The organism is Prolixibacter sp. DSM 2831 (assembly GCF_056493735.1).
In genome coordinates, this window is the sequence record NZ_CM151379.1 from 2,730,262 (window position 1) to 2,745,395 (window position 15,134).

The window sequence follows — 15,134 nt, forward strand, 5'->3', positions numbered from 1 at the left end:
GTTCCATCAAATCAATCGTTTCTTAACTGATTCAAATCTTCTATTGCACATTTCTTCCGGTTTACGACTGTTTAACCAGTTTATTTATGGCCTCCAATAAGTCCTTCTTTTTGAAAGGCTTGGATAGATAATCATCACATCCGGCAGCCAAAATACGTTCCCGATCAGTATTCAGCGCGTAGGCTGTCAAAGCCAGGACCGGAACATCGTTCTGTTTCTTAATACGCTGTGTTGCTTCCAAACCATCCATCACCGGCATACGAATATCCATGATAATCAAATCGAAGGACGGATAGCGGGTACGACAAAGCTCCACTGCTTTCTGACCATTCGATGCATGCGTTACCCGTCCCCCTATGTCTTTCAGTAATTCATTGATGTAAATAAAATTATTCCGTTCATCCTCAACAACTAAAAAAGTGAGATCACTGTAATCGACTTCCGGATTTTTAGCCAGCCTGATTTTATCCTTGATCTGCCTGTTCTTTAACGGATGTGAAAAATAGAAAACCGAACCATCGTCGGGTACCGACTCGAACCACATATATCCTCCCAGCGATTCAGCCAACGATTTAGCAATCGACAGGCCGAGACCTGTTCCGCCGTAAGTACGGGTAGTTCCTTCTTCCACCTGCCTGAAGCGTTCAAATACCAACTGATGATGATCTTCGTGAATTCCGATTCCCGTATCTTTCACATAGAATATCAGGCTATGCATGTCGCCTTTCAAACCAAACTCAACAGAGCCGTCGTGTGTAAACTTCACAGCGTTTCCTACCAAATTGGTCAGAATTTGTTTGAGCTTCGAAATATCGGAAGTGATATACCGGCTTTCTTCCGGAACCGGAACCATTTTCAGTTTGATATTTTTCTTCTTGCACTTCAGTTCAAACATCGAAAAGAGATAGATAAACAACTTCTCCAGATCGACTAACCCTTTCTTCACCTGGATTTGGTTCGCTTCAATCAATGATAAATCGAGTATGTTATCGATCAAGTAGAGAAGCTGGTCACACGATTCCCGGATAATTCCGGCATAAGTTTCATGTTCTTTAGGATCATCGTTGGCAAGCAATAACTCTGAAAAACCAAGAATTCCGTTCATCGGTGTTCTGATCTCGTGGCTCATGTTGGCCAGAAAAGCTGATTTCAAGCGGTCGCTTTCCTCGGCTTTTATCTTAGCAAGATACAACTCTTCATTTTGTCTCTTTAACCTCTCGTGCGCTTCCGCTAGTTTCCGCTTTTCCTCTGTTTCTTTCAATGCCCGTCGGATAGCCGGAACCAACCGGACCATTCTGTCTTTCAACACATAATCGGTAGCACCTTGCTTTAAGAGCTCAACAGCTTTTTCCTCTCCAACCGTTCCGGAAACACAAATAAACGGCACCATCGGAGAAATTTCAGACGCAACGTCCAATGCTCCAGTGGCATCGAAACCGGGAAGGTTATAATCTGAAAGAATGAGATCGAATCTCTCATCGTGACGCAGTGCTGCTAAAAAGTCATCGCGATTATCAACATTGTACATTTCCGCATCGAATGAATCGTCCAGAATCTCACGCATAATCTCAACATCGTAAGCGTCATCTTCCAGATAGAGCACCTTTAGCTTATCTTTTGGTTCGTTTACATCCATAGCCAGCCATTCAAATTTTAGGTGATTGATTCACAACAACCCAGAACATTCCCAGCTGTTTGATAGCCTCCATAAAATCAGCCAAATCGACCGGTTTTACAACATAGGCATTTACTCCAAGATCATAGCTTTTCACCAAATCTTCCTCCTGCTGCGATGACGTTAACATCACGACAGGTATTGATTTCAGTTTTTCATTACTCCGAATAGCGGCTAAAGTTTCAATTCCATCCATCTTGGGCATTTTCAAATCCAAAATAACAACGGCGGGAAGTCCCGGATTCCGGTCAGCAAACTCGCCTTCCTTCAACAGGTAATTCATTACCATTTCACCATCCTGCACCCAAATGATGTCATTTGCCAGATTATTCTCCTTCAGAGCCTCCAGGGTCAACTCGGCATCCCGGGGATTATCTTCTGCCAATAAAACCGTTTTAATTTCCATCTTTTTGTTGGTTTATGCTTTAGGCAAACTGAATGAAAAAACAGCTCCTTCGCCGGGGACTCCTTCTGCACGGGTCAGACCTCCATGCCGGTTAACAATCCTCCGTACAATGGCCAGGCCAATACCTGTCCCTTCATATTCGGCATCCGAATGAAGTCGCTGAAAAGTACCAAACAGTTTATGTATATACTTCATATCAAACCCAATTCCATTATCCCTGATTGAAAACACATATTGGTTCTCGTCCACCTCACAGGTTATATCGATTTGAGTGTATTCTTTTTTCGAAGAATATTTAACTGCATTATTGATCAGGTTATACCAAACCTGCCGAAGCAACGCGTAATCGCCCTTCACTTCCGGCATCGATTCAATATGCCAACGAATATCGCGCTCTCTATTATCACGCTCTATTGCTTTTTGAACTTCTCCGACCAACGAGCTCATATCGAACCGAACCATTTTCATTTCGGCTCTTCCCATACGGGAAAAATTCAACAGGTCATCAATCAACTTTGCCATCTCACTGCTCGCCTCTTTGATATACCGTAAATACGTTTTTCCCTTTTCGTTCAGTTCCTCCTGGTTCTTCTTTACCAGTAAATCAACAAATCCGGAAATATGCCGTAAGGGAGCACGTAAATCATGTGAAACCGAATAGGAAAAAGATTCCAATTCTTCATTGACACTCTGAAGCTCACGATTAGCCTCGGTTAGCTCCCGGGTGCGCTCGTCAATCTTGTCCTCCAGCACTTCATTCAGTGAATTTAATTCGGCGATATACAGCTGTTCTTTATAGCGATACCGGCTGATAAAGTAGGTGATAAAGAAAAGAACAAGGGCCGATAGCAAAAGTGCGCTCCACAGCAGCACACGCAGATGTAATAGCTGGGCTATATCTGTCTTTTTTAAATGAGCCACGAATACCCAATCATTCTGAGGATCTGAAATCAGATTATTCAGGTTATTTTGCTTTCCATTGATGAAATCATTGGCGACCGAAACATGCCGGAAAACAAAAAGCCCGTTATCATTGTACACCGAGCCGGCAGCTTGTGAAGATATGGTGCCCCACGCATTCGGAAAATAATGTGCAAAATTCTGATTCGCCAGATTGTTGAACATGAAACCGAAAACAGGAAAGTTCGAAGGGCCCATGAGCCAGTACCCGTCAGTATTCAAAAACATGAAATGCTTATTCACTTTTTTATTCTCGCCTGACAACTGGCTGAAATATCCGTTTAAATACTGGTTGATAACGATAATACCTAACAGCTTTTGTTTCAAACTGTACACCGGCGTAGCAAAACGAATAACGCGCTCATATGGCACTTCAATTTGACCGCCCTCTATATTCAGATCGATGGGGGAAACATAGATCTCACCGGGCTTTAATTCCAGTGCATTCCGATAATAATAGCGGTCACTCTTATCCTGAAGAACACTATCCGGTACACTCTGTAGCTTTCCCTCGATCCAGTTAAAGCGAATTCGCTCTCTCCCATCTGGTCCAATAAACCTTACCTGTTTGTAGTCCTGGTTGCTCATTGCCATTAACTGCATGTCTTCCTTCAGCAATTCAATGTCCCTCTTTTCCCCCGAATATTTTCGTACCGAGCGTTGCCGCGCTAAGTAACTAATATCAGATACAGTAGGCGACAGTAAAGCGAGAATCAGGTTATTTCGCTGCTCCAGATAGTAAGAATAGTTGGCAACTGTATTTTTTAATATTCGCTCCTTTTGATCAACATAAACATACCACGTGATTGCCCCCACCAGCATATAAAGGATAGCGAAAACCGGAAGAAAAACGATTAAAAACCTATTTTTCAGCAATAATCTCATGGGCGGCAGTTAGTTTACTCAAAAAAGAGAATATCAACCTTAAAAAACTGACAGATAATCACAACTCATTCAAATGAACTGTAATTTTTGTATGGTTTGGATACAATTTTGGTTTCAAAAACTTTTTGAAAGTTAATAAAAGTTCGTCAAACGATAGAATAAATTCTCCAGAACTTCTGACGTGCCTCCATCCAGGCTTCCAGCAACTGCAGCACAAATTTAATTGCTATATTTCCGATACGATAAATAACTAACAACACATGACAATTATCCCCGATTCGTATCTGGAGCGAATAAGATACAATGAGCGGCTAACACCGTCGGTACTTGTTTTGTCGCAATTGCAAAAGATGCACTTACTCCATATTCCTTTCGAAAACCTGGACATTCATCAAAACGTCCCTATCGAACTTAACATCGATCATATTTATAACAAAGTCATAGATCAACACCGGGGAGGATTCTGTTACGAATTGAACAGCTTGTTTTATGAATTGCTGAAGCATTTAGGCTTCAAAGTCCGACGAATTTCTGCCCGTGTTTACCACGACAATGAATACGCTCCCGAGTACGACCACCTGGCAATTGTTGCCACCATCGATGGAAAAAACTACCTGGCCGATGTCGGTTTCGGTGAGTTCACTTTTTCGCCCTTGCAGCTCGACACAACGAAACCACAAAACGATGAGAGAGGTACCTTCCGAATCGACCGGTATGAAGAAATTTACTACCGGGTGAGCAAGCAGGAAGGTAATGTTTGGCAACCAGTGTACATATTCGAAAACAGACAGCGGGAACTCAAGGAATTTGAAGCCATGTGCCAGTATCATCAAACCAGCCCGGAGTCGCCTTTCACAAAAAGCCGCCTGATTACAAAACCGACCAACAACGGCCGCATTACACTGACAGACGACACACTCAAAATCTCTCAAAGCGGCCAGGCAACAGAAGAAAAGCCCGTGAATTCTCCGGAAGAATTTGCCTCCTACCTGTTCACCTATTTCGGAATCCGATGAGTCGGAACAGGCTTCCCCTTTATACTCCCAAAACTGAATTCGCTCTTAATTCTGCTTTTAATAAAACATTTCCCTGCTGGTAATTACCCCTTCTGCGCGAAAGAAATTGCTTCGGACAAATGAACGAAATGAAACATTCGTTGTTTTCAGATTGGAAAAAGCTTAATCAATTCTTGTATTTATGGTACGATTGAGTCGAATATTAAGTGAAGAATATAGGTTAAACCTGAAAAAAATGGGGCAGCGTGATATTTGTCTCTTTTATTAAGATTAAATCTTTATAATTTTCACGTCGAAAGAAAATACTAAGCAAGCTCATATGTCAACATTAGAAATCCCTTATGGGAAAGTTCTTAAAAATTTGTCCAAAGAAGATATCCTGAATGACTACAAGCTGGCCCACCTTAGCCGGCAAATCAGTGTTATCGGACGCAAGGAGGTGTTAAGGGGTAACGCCGAATTCGGAATCTTTGGAGATGGAAAAGAGATCGCTCAGTTGGCAGCCGCCCATTTTTTCAGAGAGGGCGACTGGCGTTCAGGTTATTATCGCGACCAGACGTTTATGCTGGCTACCGGGATGACCACTCCCGAAGAACTATTTGCACAATTGTACGGCGACACGGATGCTGAAGCCAATCCGGGCAATGCCGGTCGCTCCATGGTTAACCACTATGGTACACCCAATGTAACTCCCGACGGCCAGTGGCTCAACCTGGTCGAACAAAAAAACACTTCCTCCGACATCGCTCCCACTGCCGGTCAAATGCCTCGCATGGTCGGACTGGCCTACGCATCGAAACTTTACCGGAACAACAAAGAACTACACGATTACACGCAGTTTTCGGATTTAGGTAACGAAGTGGTTTTTGGTACCATTGGCGACGCGAGCTCGGCCGAAGGACATTTTTGGGAAACGATCAATGCTTCGGCAGTATTGCAGGTTCCGCTGGCACTCTCGGTGTGGGACGATGGTTACGGCATTTCCGTACCCGGAAAATACCAGATTGCCAAAGCCAACATATCGGAAGTGCTAAGTGGATTCGAGAAACGGAATAACGACGAGAACGGAATACTGATTTACCGTGCAAAAGGATGGGATTATCCCCGGCTGCTGGAAATGTATGGCGAAGGTATTGCCCGTTGCCGTGAAAAGCACATTCCGGTTCTTTTCCATGTGAATGAGCTGACCCAGCCGATGGGACACTCATCATCGGGTTCTCACGAGCGTTATAAGCCGAAGGAACGCCTGAAATGGGAAACCGAATTCGATGCGATTGTGAAAATGAAAGAGTGGTTGCTGGTGGAAGGCATTGCCACCGAAGAGGAACTAAAATCGCTCGAAAAAGAGGCGGAGGATATCGCACGGAAAGCGAAAGACAAAGCCTGGAAAAATATTAAAACACCGGTGCAGAAAGAGCGCGACGAACTGGTTCGTATCGTCGAAGGCCGCTCCTGTAGCTGTGTCGACTCCCGAAGCGATGTAGTGGATTCCATCACCAATTCGCTCAAAAAGCTAAAGTATCCCATCCGCAGGGATACGGTTAGCTCGGCGCGGAAAATCATGCGGAATGTTTGCCGCACGTGCCCGGCCAAACGGAGCCTTCAGCATCAGCTTTCCAACTGGCTGAAAGAACAAGGCGTACAAAACCACGAACGATACAGCAGCAAACTATACAGTGAAACGGATTTTGCAGCCGTTAAATCGACTGCAGTTCCGCCGGTTTTTACCGATAAATCGGAAACCATTCCGGGCCGTGAAGTACTGCTGCGCAACTTCGATAAACTCTTTGCCAAATACCCGCTGCTGGTCACCTTTGGCGAAGATACCGGCGCATTGGGTGATGTGAACAAAGGACTGGAAGGCATGCAGGCCAAGTATGGCGAACTCCGGGTAACCGACACCGGTATCCGCGAAACCACTATCCTTGGACAAGGAATCGGTCTCGCTTTGCGCGGAATGCGTCCCATTGTCGAGATTCAGTACTTCGACTATATCCTGTATGCGCTGCAAACGCTTAGCGACGATTTAGCCACACTGCACTGGAGAACTGCCGGCGCACAAAAAGCACCGGTGATTGTCCGGACCCGTGGGCACCGCCTGATTGGTATCTGGCACTCCGGTTCTCCGCTTAGCATGATCATCAACTCCATTCGCGGTATCCATGTTTGCGTACCACGCGATATGACCCAGGCAGCCGGCATGTACAACACGCTGCTGGAATCGGATGACCCGGCACTGGTGATCGAGTCACTCAACGGTTACCGCATTCGCGAGAAATGTCCGGAGAACCTCGGTGAGTTTAAAGTGCCACTCGGTATTCCGGAAATTATACATGAAGGAACCGACGTGACTTTGGTAACTTATGGTTCTTGTGTACGCATTGCTCAGGAAGCAGTAAAACAACTCGATGACTTTGGCATCAGTGTAGAACTGATTGATGTGCAAACGCTGTTACCGTTCGATACAACCGGCGTTATTGGTAAGTCGCTTTCGAAGACCAACCGCATCGTCTTCTTCGACGAGGACGTGCCGGGAGGAACCACGGCTTTCATGATGCAGCACGTGATGGAAAAACAGCACGGATACTTCCATCTCGACTCAGCACCGAAAACCATTACCGCCGAATCACACCGACCGGCTTATTCAACCGACGGTGATTACTTCTCCAACCCCAATGCCGAAGATGTGTTTGACGCTGTATACGAGATGATGAGTGAAACCGATCCGAAACAGTTTCCGCCCATTTATCCGGAATAAAGAGAGAAGTTTTTCTATAACGATACAACACAAACCTGACAGGTTTCAAAAGCCTGTCAGGTTAACTTTTTAGTAGCCAAACATCAAAATTTGACATTTTGCTACTTTTCCGTAGCACTGCCGTTCAATTTATTCGCCCTGCTCAATTTTTAAGTTCCCTGCTCAATTATTTATTTCCCTGCCAAACAATTTGTCATCCCTTGCAGGGGTTTTACCCCTCTTTGCAGCTATTTTTGCTGTCTTTGCAACCTCTAGGGAGGTCTTTGCAGCTATTTTTGTAGTCTTTGCAGGATTTTGGGGGGCCTTTGCAGCTCAGGAGGCCTTCCTGCCGGGCAGGAAGGCCGCGAAAGCCAGCCGGACAGACGAAAAATGAAACAGGAATGCTGACAGAGATAAAAGAATTGCTTTCCGGGGAAACCGGAAAACGAAAAACCAACACCGGAGGTATTGAAAGAGATAAAAAAAACAGGTTGAAACCGGAAAGTTCCAACCTGCCTAATCTAAACCTGATGATTATAAATTATAATCACTAACTGAATACCGAAGTCTTATCAGACTTCCACTAAAACACAATTTTTTATTTCATTACCGAAAAACGATAGATACACTCATGCTGATAGGTTTGCCCCGGCTTTAATGTTGTAGTCGGGAACTGTGGTTTGTTCGGAGAATCGGGATAGTGCTGCACTTCGAGACAGAAAGCACTGCGATGCTCGTAGGGCTTTCCTGATTTGCCAATCTCCTGACCGTTCAGGAAGTTTCCGGTGTAGAACTGAATACCGGGCTGGTCGGTTAACACATCCATTTTGATCCCCGATACCGGAGAATATACGGTTGCAGCCAATGCCACACTGTCGCTTTTGTTGTTCAGCACCCAGTTATGGTCATAACCTCCTGCGTACTTCAGCTGCGTATTATCGGCATTGATGCGCTCGCCAATCGGCGTCGGTTTTGTAAAATCAAACGGAGTTCCGGTAACCGATTCGATGATGCCTGTCGGAATCAACGTAGAATCAACCGGCGTAATGCTGTCGGCGTTCAACATCATCACATGGTCCAGAATGGTTTTGGAACCTTCTCCCGAAAGGTTAAAATACGAATGATTGGTCAGGTTCAGCACCGTTGTCTTGTCGGTGGTTGCCTTGTAATCAATCTTCAGTCCATTTTGCGGAGTCAATTCGTACGTTACCGTAACATCCAAATCTCCCGGGTAACCTTCTTCCATATCAGGAGAATGATAGGTAAACTGAATTTTGGAATCGCTCAGTTTCTTGGCATTCCAAACCACGGCAAAGTAACCTTTCGGACCACCATGCAGACTATTCATACCATCGTTGGCAACGAGATTGTAGTTTACGCCGTCGAGCGTAAATTTTGCATCACCAATACGGTTGGCATAACGACCAACCGCCGCTCCGAAATAGGTTTGCGGACGGTTGATGTAGTCATTCAGGTTATCGTAACCCAGAACCACATCCGTCGGTTTTCCATTTTTATCGGGCACACAAAGTGCGACAATACGGGCACCGTAGTTGGTCACTTTCAGTCCAATGCCATTCTGTCCAACAAGGGTATACAGCTTGACCTGCTTACCATCGACCGTTTGATCGAATTTTTCGGGATTAATTTTTTGGACGGCCGGCGTAAATACCGATGGTTTCGATTGCGGCTGACAACTCATCATCACAACCGTCAAAACCAGAGAAAGAATTGTTAAACTCGTTTTCATGGTGCTATATTTTAGAAATGCGTTATACTTATTTCAACTGGACCAATACAACGGAATGCGCCGGCAGCGTAATGCTCAGCTTACCGTTTTTTGGTTTTGCTACCGCGAAGTCCTTCATGGTTACTTCCGGTTTCTTACCGAAATCGTTGTATGAATCCATAGACTGACCATCGACAATTTTTCCGGATGCTTCCTTGTATGTCACACCAGGAATATCACATTCCAGCGACTCGGCCTTTTCCGGATCCAAGTTACAAAGAGTTATGCTCAATACACCATTTTTTACCGATGCAGAAGAGCTAATGGCCGGAATACTGTCGCCTTTGTAAGTATAAGAAGCGCTTTTCAGGTTCATCGGTACCAGGCGTGCATCCTGATGTACACTGTACATTTTGTATACGTAGTAAGTGGGCGTCAGTACCATCTGCTTGTCTTTGGTCAGGATAACTGCCTGCAGTACATTTATCATCTGGGCAATGTTAGCCATCTTTACGCGATCGGCATGTTCGTTAAAGATGTTCAGGTTCACACCTGCAACCACCGCGTCACGCATGGTATTCTGCTGGAACAGGAAGCCGGGGTTTGTTCCGGGTTCTACATTGAACCAGTTTCCCCATTCGTCGACAATTAAGCCAACCCTTTTTTGCGGATCGTAGCGATCCATGATGGCAGAGTGACGGCGAATCAGCTCGTCCATGTAAAGCGTTTTCTTCATTGAGGCGAACCAGTCATCTTCGTTGAAACCGGTCGCATCGCCTTTATTACTCCAGGTATGAGCAATCGTATAGTAATGTAGCGAAAGGCCCTGAATGAGGTTAGGGTGGCGCATCGCTTTCTTCATCACAGTTTCTGTCCAGTTGTAGTCATTGGAATTGGGACCGCTTGCAATTTTATATTGAGCTCCCCACATGTAAGTCGAAAACTGGTTAAACAGATCGGCATAATAATCGGGCGTCATGTTGCCACCACATCCCCACGATTCGTTTCCTACGCCCCAGTATTTCACCAGCCAGGGATCCTGACGTCCGTTTTTCTTGCGAAGGCGGGTCATCGGGCTATCGTTGTTCGAAGTTGTATATTCAACCCACTGAGAGGCCTCCTCCACAGTTCCGGAACCAACGTTCACGCTGATATATGGCTCAGCTCCTACCAGCTCACAGAAGTCGAGGAATTCATTCGTACCAAAGCTGTTATCTTCGGTTACTCCACCCCAGTTCACATTCACAATGGATGGGCGCTTATCTTTCGGTCCGATTCCATCTTTCCAGTGGTACGTGTCGGCAAAACAACCGCCGGGCCAGCGAATAACCGAAACCTTCATGGCTTTCAGTGCATTCACCACATCGGTACGATACCCGTCAATGTTCGGGATATCCGAATTCTCACCTACATAAATTCCACCATAGATACCATGACCGAGATGCTCGGCAAACTGGCCGTAAATTTCTTTATTGATTTTTGTCTTAGCTTCGTCAGGATATACCGTTAGCCGGTTTTCCTGGGCCATCAGTTTTACTGAGAACAACAAAAGCAGGGCAACTACCCCAAATTTTAAATGCTTCATGGTTGGATGTTTAATTCGTTTTTAGTTTTAACTAATTGGATTGCGTTTGATTTTGTCTGGTTGAACCAGTTCTGATAGTATGGTCCGGCACGGGAAAACCCGCTACCGGACCTTTCTAATCTCAAAACGGTTTCTATTGCGAAAGATTAAAGTTTTCCTAATTCGATGTATCGCTTGTATATCTCGTTATACTGAGCTGCATTTTCGGCAATCGGATAATAGGTCTTCTCGAAACCTTGTCCCATGGCCGACTGAGCTTCTTCCACTGAAGAATAAACTCCCGCAGCAACTGCTGCAAACATAGCAGCTCCCAGCGCCATCGCCTGCTCCGATACCGACACTTTTATCGGCATATTCAGCACATCGGCCATGGTCTGCATAACGAATGGCGATTTTTTTGCGACACCGCCAATACCAACAACTTCTTTGATTTCGATTCCATGCTCAGCAAACCTGTCGGTAATCGCGCGTGAACCAAAAGCCGTTGCTTCTACCAACGCACGGAAAATACGCGGAGCTGATGAACCCAGGTTCAAACCGGCAATCGTTCCTGTAACGGTCTGGTCGGCATCCGGTGTACGACGACCGTTGAGCCAGTCGGTAGCCACAATGGTCGATTCCTCTACCGGAATCTTCGCAGCTTCTTCCGACAACACCGGCAGGATTTTATCTTCGATAGTTTTCCGCTGTTCCTCATCATCGAGGAATTGCAGCGGCCAGCTCAATACATTTTTAAACCACGCGTAAATGTCGCCAAATCCCGATTGACCTGCTTCCAGACCAACCATGCCGGGAATAACCGAGCCGTCAACCTGTCCGCAAATACCCGGAATGAGCTTGTCTTTCATCTCTTCGTACGGAGCCACCAGGATATCACAAGTCGAAGTACCAATGGCACGAACCAATGTGTTCGGCGTTATCTCAGCGCCAACCGCTCCCATGTGGCAGTCGAAGGCACTCACGCCAACGACAACATCGGTTGACAAACCGAGTTTTTCTGCCCATTCGGGAGAAAGCGTTCCGGCGGCCGCATCGGAAGTATAGGTTTCATCGAAAAGATTATCACGTAAACCGGCCAGTTCAGGTCCGAGTGTTGTCAGGAATTTCTCGTCAGGAAGGCCGTTCCATTCCGGATCCCACATCGCTTTGTGTCCAGCAGCACAACGACCGCGTTTCAGGTCTTTCAATCCGGTGGTACCGGTAATCAAAGCCGGAAGCCAGTCACAATACTCCACCCATGAAGTAGCTTTAGCTTTCACAGCTTCATCTTCCCGAAGAACGTGCAGCACTTTGGCCCACACCCATTCCGATGAATAAATACCACCTTCGTATTTCACGTAATCAATGTCCCACTCTTTCGAAAGCTTGTTGATTTCATCGGCCTCTTTCACGGCCGTGTGATCTTTCCAGAGGATGAACATCGCATTGGGATTCTCTTCAAAGCCGGGCAACATCGCCAGTGGAGTTCCGTTTTCGTCGGTCAAAGCGGGCGTACTTCCGGTGGTATCAAACGAGATACCGACCACATTTTCTGCCACACCTGCCGGACATTTGGCCAGCGCTTCCTTTACCGATGCTTCCAGCACTTCGATGTAATCGAGCGGATGTTGACGATATTGATTCTTCGCCGGATCGCAATATTTGCCTTCCATCCAGCGGGGATAGTTTCTTACAGCAGCAGCCAACTCTTTTCCGTTGCTGGCATCCACTACCAACGCGCGGCACGAGTCACTTCCGTAATCAATCCCGATAACGTATTTTGTCATGATGTAACGATTTTCTAAAGGTTCGTCTTCCGGTTAAACCCGAAATGATTTATTGGCCGTAATAAGCGTTTTTACCGTGCTTCCGCTCATAATGCTTCTTCACCAAATGCGGATTCATGGTCAGATCCGGGTTATTCATGAAGGCAAACGTTGCCATCCTGGAAATCTCTTCCATGACAACTGCATTATGAACGGCGTTGTGCGCATCTTTTCCCCACGAAAACGGTCCGTGGTTCTTCACCAGCACACCGGGAATTTCCATCGGCTTCAGTTGGGCAAAGGTCTCCACAATAACGTTCCCGGTTTCTTTTTCATACTCACCAAAAACTTCTTCTTCGGTCATATCGCGTGTACACGGAATATCGTTGGCAAAGTAATCGGCGTGTGTTGTCCCGATAATCGGTAACGCCTTTCCCGACTGCGCCCAGGCAGTGGAATAAGTAGAATGTGTATGCACTACCCCACCGATTTCCGGAAATTCCTTATAAAGCACCAGGTGCGTGGGCATATCCGACGATGGTTTCAGATTTCCTTCCACCACATTGCCATCCATATCCACAACGACCATATCAGAGGCTTTCATCACCGAATAATCCACACCGCTCGGCTTGATAACGAACAGCCCTTTCTCACGATCGATGCCACTCACATTTCCCCATGTAAAAATCACGAGACCGTATTTAACGAGATCCAGGTTGGCCTGAAAAACCTCTTCTTTTAACTGCTCTAACATGATTCAACTTGTTTAAGGTTGAGAAAACGGTCCGGAGTGTAAAACCTCATTACCAGAAAGCCAGAGCCTCCGGACCGCTGCTTTAATTTTATCCGCTTTGCGCGAAATCAGTTGATTCCGCCTTTCAGCATGTAGTATACTTCGTTCCAGCGAAGTTCTTTCTTCAATTCCGACACTTTAGTATCCTTTCCAATCAGGATATATTCCACATCGGCCAGCTCAGCAAAATCTTCCACGAATTCAGGCGTGAGAGCCAACGTGAAAACTGAGTGGTGAGTACCGCCGGCATAAATCCAGGCAGCTGCGCCATCTTCCAGGTTCGGATGCGTCTTCCACAGCGCACGGGCTACCGGAAGTTTGGGCAAATCCTGGTAAGGTTCGATTACGTCCAGCGTATTCACAATCACGCGGAAACGGTTACCCATATCGATGAGCGTTACGTTCATGGCATCGCCGGTTTCGCTGTCGAATACCAGGCGAGCCGGAGCATCTTTACCACCAATTCCCAGCGGATGTACTTCCAGCTTCGGCTTCTTGGCAGCAATCGAAGGACAGATTTCCAGCATATGCGAACCGAGAACAGCCGGAGCAGCCGGATCGAGATGATAGGTATAATCTTCCATGAACGAGCTTCCACCTTTCAGTCCGGTTGACATCGTTTTAATAATGCGCAGCATAGCCGCCTGTTTCCAATCACCTTCGGCACCGAAACCATATCCGGCAGCCATCAGACGCTGAGAAGCCAGTCCCGGCAACTGTGAAAGTCCGGTCAGGTTTTCGAAGTTCGTGGTGAATGCTTTGAAATCACCGTCTTCCATGAAACGCTTCAGTGCAATTTCGTAGCGGGCCTGTACTCGAACATTCTCGTAATATTCACCACCTTTTTTGCAGTTGTCCGCTACATCATACAACTCGTTGTACTCTTCCACCAATGCATCCACATCAGCGTCGCTTACTGCATCGACGTATTTTACTAAATCACCGACACCAAAAGCTGAGATCTGCCAACCGAATTTAATTTGTGCTTCTACTTTGTCACCTTCAGTAACAGCCACCTCGCGCATGTTATCACCAAAGCGGGCTACTTTCAGTCCCTGCGAATCGGCCCAGCCAATGGCAGTACGGCACCACGCTCCTACTTTCTCCTGCACTTTTTCATCCTGCCAGTGACCAACAACCACTTTCCGGTTCTTTCGCATGCGTGCGTTGATGAACCCATACTCGCGGCCACCATGCGCGCTCTGATTCAGGTTCATGAAATCCATGTCGATTTCATTCCACGGAATGTCACGGTTGAACTGCGTGTGCAAATGCATGTAAGGCTTATTCAATGTCTTCAGGCCAGCAATCCACATTTTTGCCGGAGAGAAGGTGTGCATCCAGGTAATTACACCAATACACGATGCATCTGAATTTGCTTCTACACAAATATTCAGTATTTCCTCAGGGGTTTTTACCACCGGCTTGAAAACGACCTCTACAGGCAATTTTCCGGAGGCATTCAAACCTTTTACAATGGTTTCGGAGTCTGTATCAACTTGCTTGAGTGTTTCCGGACCATACAAATGCTGGCTTCCCGTGACGAACCAAACAACTTTTTGATTGAGTTCTTTCATGATAATATTACTTGTTTTGAAAAATT

Annotated in this window: 11 protein-coding genes; 3 read left to right on the forward strand and 8 right to left on the reverse strand. The window is 46.0% G+C overall.

Going from position 1 to position 15,134, the window contains the following annotated elements:
* Positions 1-61 precede the first annotated feature (61 nt).
* From AC060N_RS11135 to AC060N_RS11145, 3 genes are read right to left on the reverse strand one after another with little or no spacing between them, the layout of a single operon-like run.
* Complete coding sequence (locus AC060N_RS11135; protein WP_479523861.1) at positions 62-1,636, reverse strand: response regulator; 1,575 nt, start codon at positions 1,634-1,636, stop codon at positions 62-64.
* Between the two features lie 10 nt (positions 1,637-1,646).
* The gene (locus tag AC060N_RS11140) at positions 1,647-2,081 is read right to left on the reverse strand and encodes a response regulator (RefSeq protein ID WP_153639197.1); all 435 of its coding nucleotides are present in this window, start codon (positions 2,079-2,081) and stop codon (positions 1,647-1,649) included.
* A 12-nt stretch (positions 2,082-2,093) separates the two neighbouring features.
* Positions 2,094-3,926, reverse strand: a complete 1,833-nt coding sequence (locus AC060N_RS11145) for a sensor histidine kinase (RefSeq protein WP_479523862.1) — start codon at positions 3,924-3,926, stop codon at positions 2,094-2,096.
* A 260-nt stretch (positions 3,927-4,186) separates the two neighbouring features.
* Between AC060N_RS11145 and AC060N_RS11150 the strand changes: the two genes are divergently transcribed.
* The 3 genes from AC060N_RS11150 to AC060N_RS11160 all read left to right on the forward strand — a co-directional run bounded on the left by AC060N_RS11150 (position 4,187) and on the right by AC060N_RS11160 (position 8,233).
* Entirely contained in the window at positions 4,187-4,942 is a 756-nt protein-coding gene (locus AC060N_RS11150) for an arylamine N-acetyltransferase family protein (protein ID WP_228491923.1), read from the forward strand.
* 319 nt (positions 4,943-5,261) lie between these two features.
* Entirely contained in the window at positions 5,262-7,700 is a 2,439-nt protein-coding gene (locus tag AC060N_RS11155) for an alpha-ketoacid dehydrogenase subunit alpha/beta (RefSeq protein WP_479523863.1), read from the forward strand.
* 380 nt (positions 7,701-8,080) lie between these two features.
* Positions 8,081-8,233 carry a hypothetical protein gene (locus tag AC060N_RS11160; protein ID WP_479523864.1) on the forward strand — a complete coding sequence of 51 codons (153 nt, stop codon included), beginning with the start codon at positions 8,081-8,083 and terminating at the stop codon, positions 8,231-8,233.
* A 44-nt stretch (positions 8,234-8,277) separates the two neighbouring features.
* Here AC060N_RS11160 and AC060N_RS11165 read toward each other — a convergent pair whose 3' ends face one another.
* The 5 genes from AC060N_RS11165 to araA form a co-directional block, all read right to left on the reverse strand.
* Positions 8,278-9,429 (reverse strand): aldose epimerase family protein, encoded by a 1,152-nt coding sequence (locus AC060N_RS11165; RefSeq protein WP_479523865.1) that lies wholly within the window; start codon positions 9,427-9,429, stop codon positions 8,278-8,280.
* A gap of 28 nt (positions 9,430-9,457) precedes the next feature.
* Complete coding sequence (locus AC060N_RS11170; protein ID WP_479523866.1) at positions 9,458-10,993, reverse strand: alpha-N-arabinofuranosidase; 1,536 nt, start codon at positions 10,991-10,993, stop codon at positions 9,458-9,460.
* 146 nt (positions 10,994-11,139) lie between these two features.
* A complete protein-coding gene (locus AC060N_RS11175) occupies positions 11,140-12,759 on the reverse strand; it encodes a ribulokinase (RefSeq protein WP_479523867.1) in 1,620 nt (539 codons plus the stop codon).
* Between the two features lie 49 nt (positions 12,760-12,808).
* A complete protein-coding gene (locus tag AC060N_RS11180; protein ID WP_479523868.1) occupies positions 12,809-13,492 on the reverse strand; it encodes an L-ribulose-5-phosphate 4-epimerase in 684 nt (227 codons plus the stop codon).
* Between the two features lie 107 nt (positions 13,493-13,599).
* Positions 13,600-15,108, reverse strand: coding sequence for an L-arabinose isomerase (araA, locus tag AC060N_RS11185; protein WP_479523869.1), 1,509 nt, complete (start codon positions 15,106-15,108; stop codon positions 13,600-13,602).
* Positions 15,109-15,134: the final 26 nt, after the last annotated feature.

Excerpts from the sequence above, each read along its gene's own strand:
- AC060N_RS11135 (WP_479523861.1), bottom strand. The coding sequence starts at position 1,636 with ATGGATGTAAACGAACCAAAAGATAAGCTAAAGGTGCTCTATCTGGAA.
- AC060N_RS11140 (WP_153639197.1), bottom strand. The coding sequence starts at position 2,081 with ATGGAAATTAAAACGGTTTTATTGGCAGAAGATAATCCCCGGGATGCC.
- AC060N_RS11145 (WP_479523862.1), bottom strand. The coding sequence starts at position 3,926 with ATGAGATTATTGCTGAAAAATAGGTTTTTAATCGTTTTTCTTCCGGTT.
- AC060N_RS11150 (WP_228491923.1), top strand. The coding sequence starts at position 4,187 with ATGACAATTATCCCCGATTCGTATCTGGAGCGAATAAGATACAATGAG.
- AC060N_RS11155 (WP_479523863.1), top strand. The coding sequence starts at position 5,262 with ATGTCAACATTAGAAATCCCTTATGGGAAAGTTCTTAAAAATTTGTCC.
- AC060N_RS11160 (WP_479523864.1), top strand. The coding sequence starts at position 8,081 with ATGCTGACAGAGATAAAAGAATTGCTTTCCGGGGAAACCGGAAAACGA.
- AC060N_RS11165 (WP_479523865.1), bottom strand. The coding sequence starts at position 9,429 with ATGAAAACGAGTTTAACAATTCTTTCTCTGGTTTTGACGGTTGTGATG.
- AC060N_RS11170 (WP_479523866.1), bottom strand. The coding sequence starts at position 10,993 with ATGAAGCATTTAAAATTTGGGGTAGTTGCCCTGCTTTTGTTGTTCTCA.
- AC060N_RS11175 (WP_479523867.1), bottom strand. The coding sequence starts at position 12,759 with ATGACAAAATACGTTATCGGGATTGATTACGGAAGTGACTCGTGCCGC.
- AC060N_RS11180 (WP_479523868.1), bottom strand. The coding sequence starts at position 13,492 with ATGTTAGAGCAGTTAAAAGAAGAGGTTTTTCAGGCCAACCTGGATCTC.
- araA (WP_479523869.1), bottom strand. The coding sequence starts at position 15,108 with ATGAAAGAACTCAATCAAAAAGTTGTTTGGTTCGTCACGGGAAGCCAG.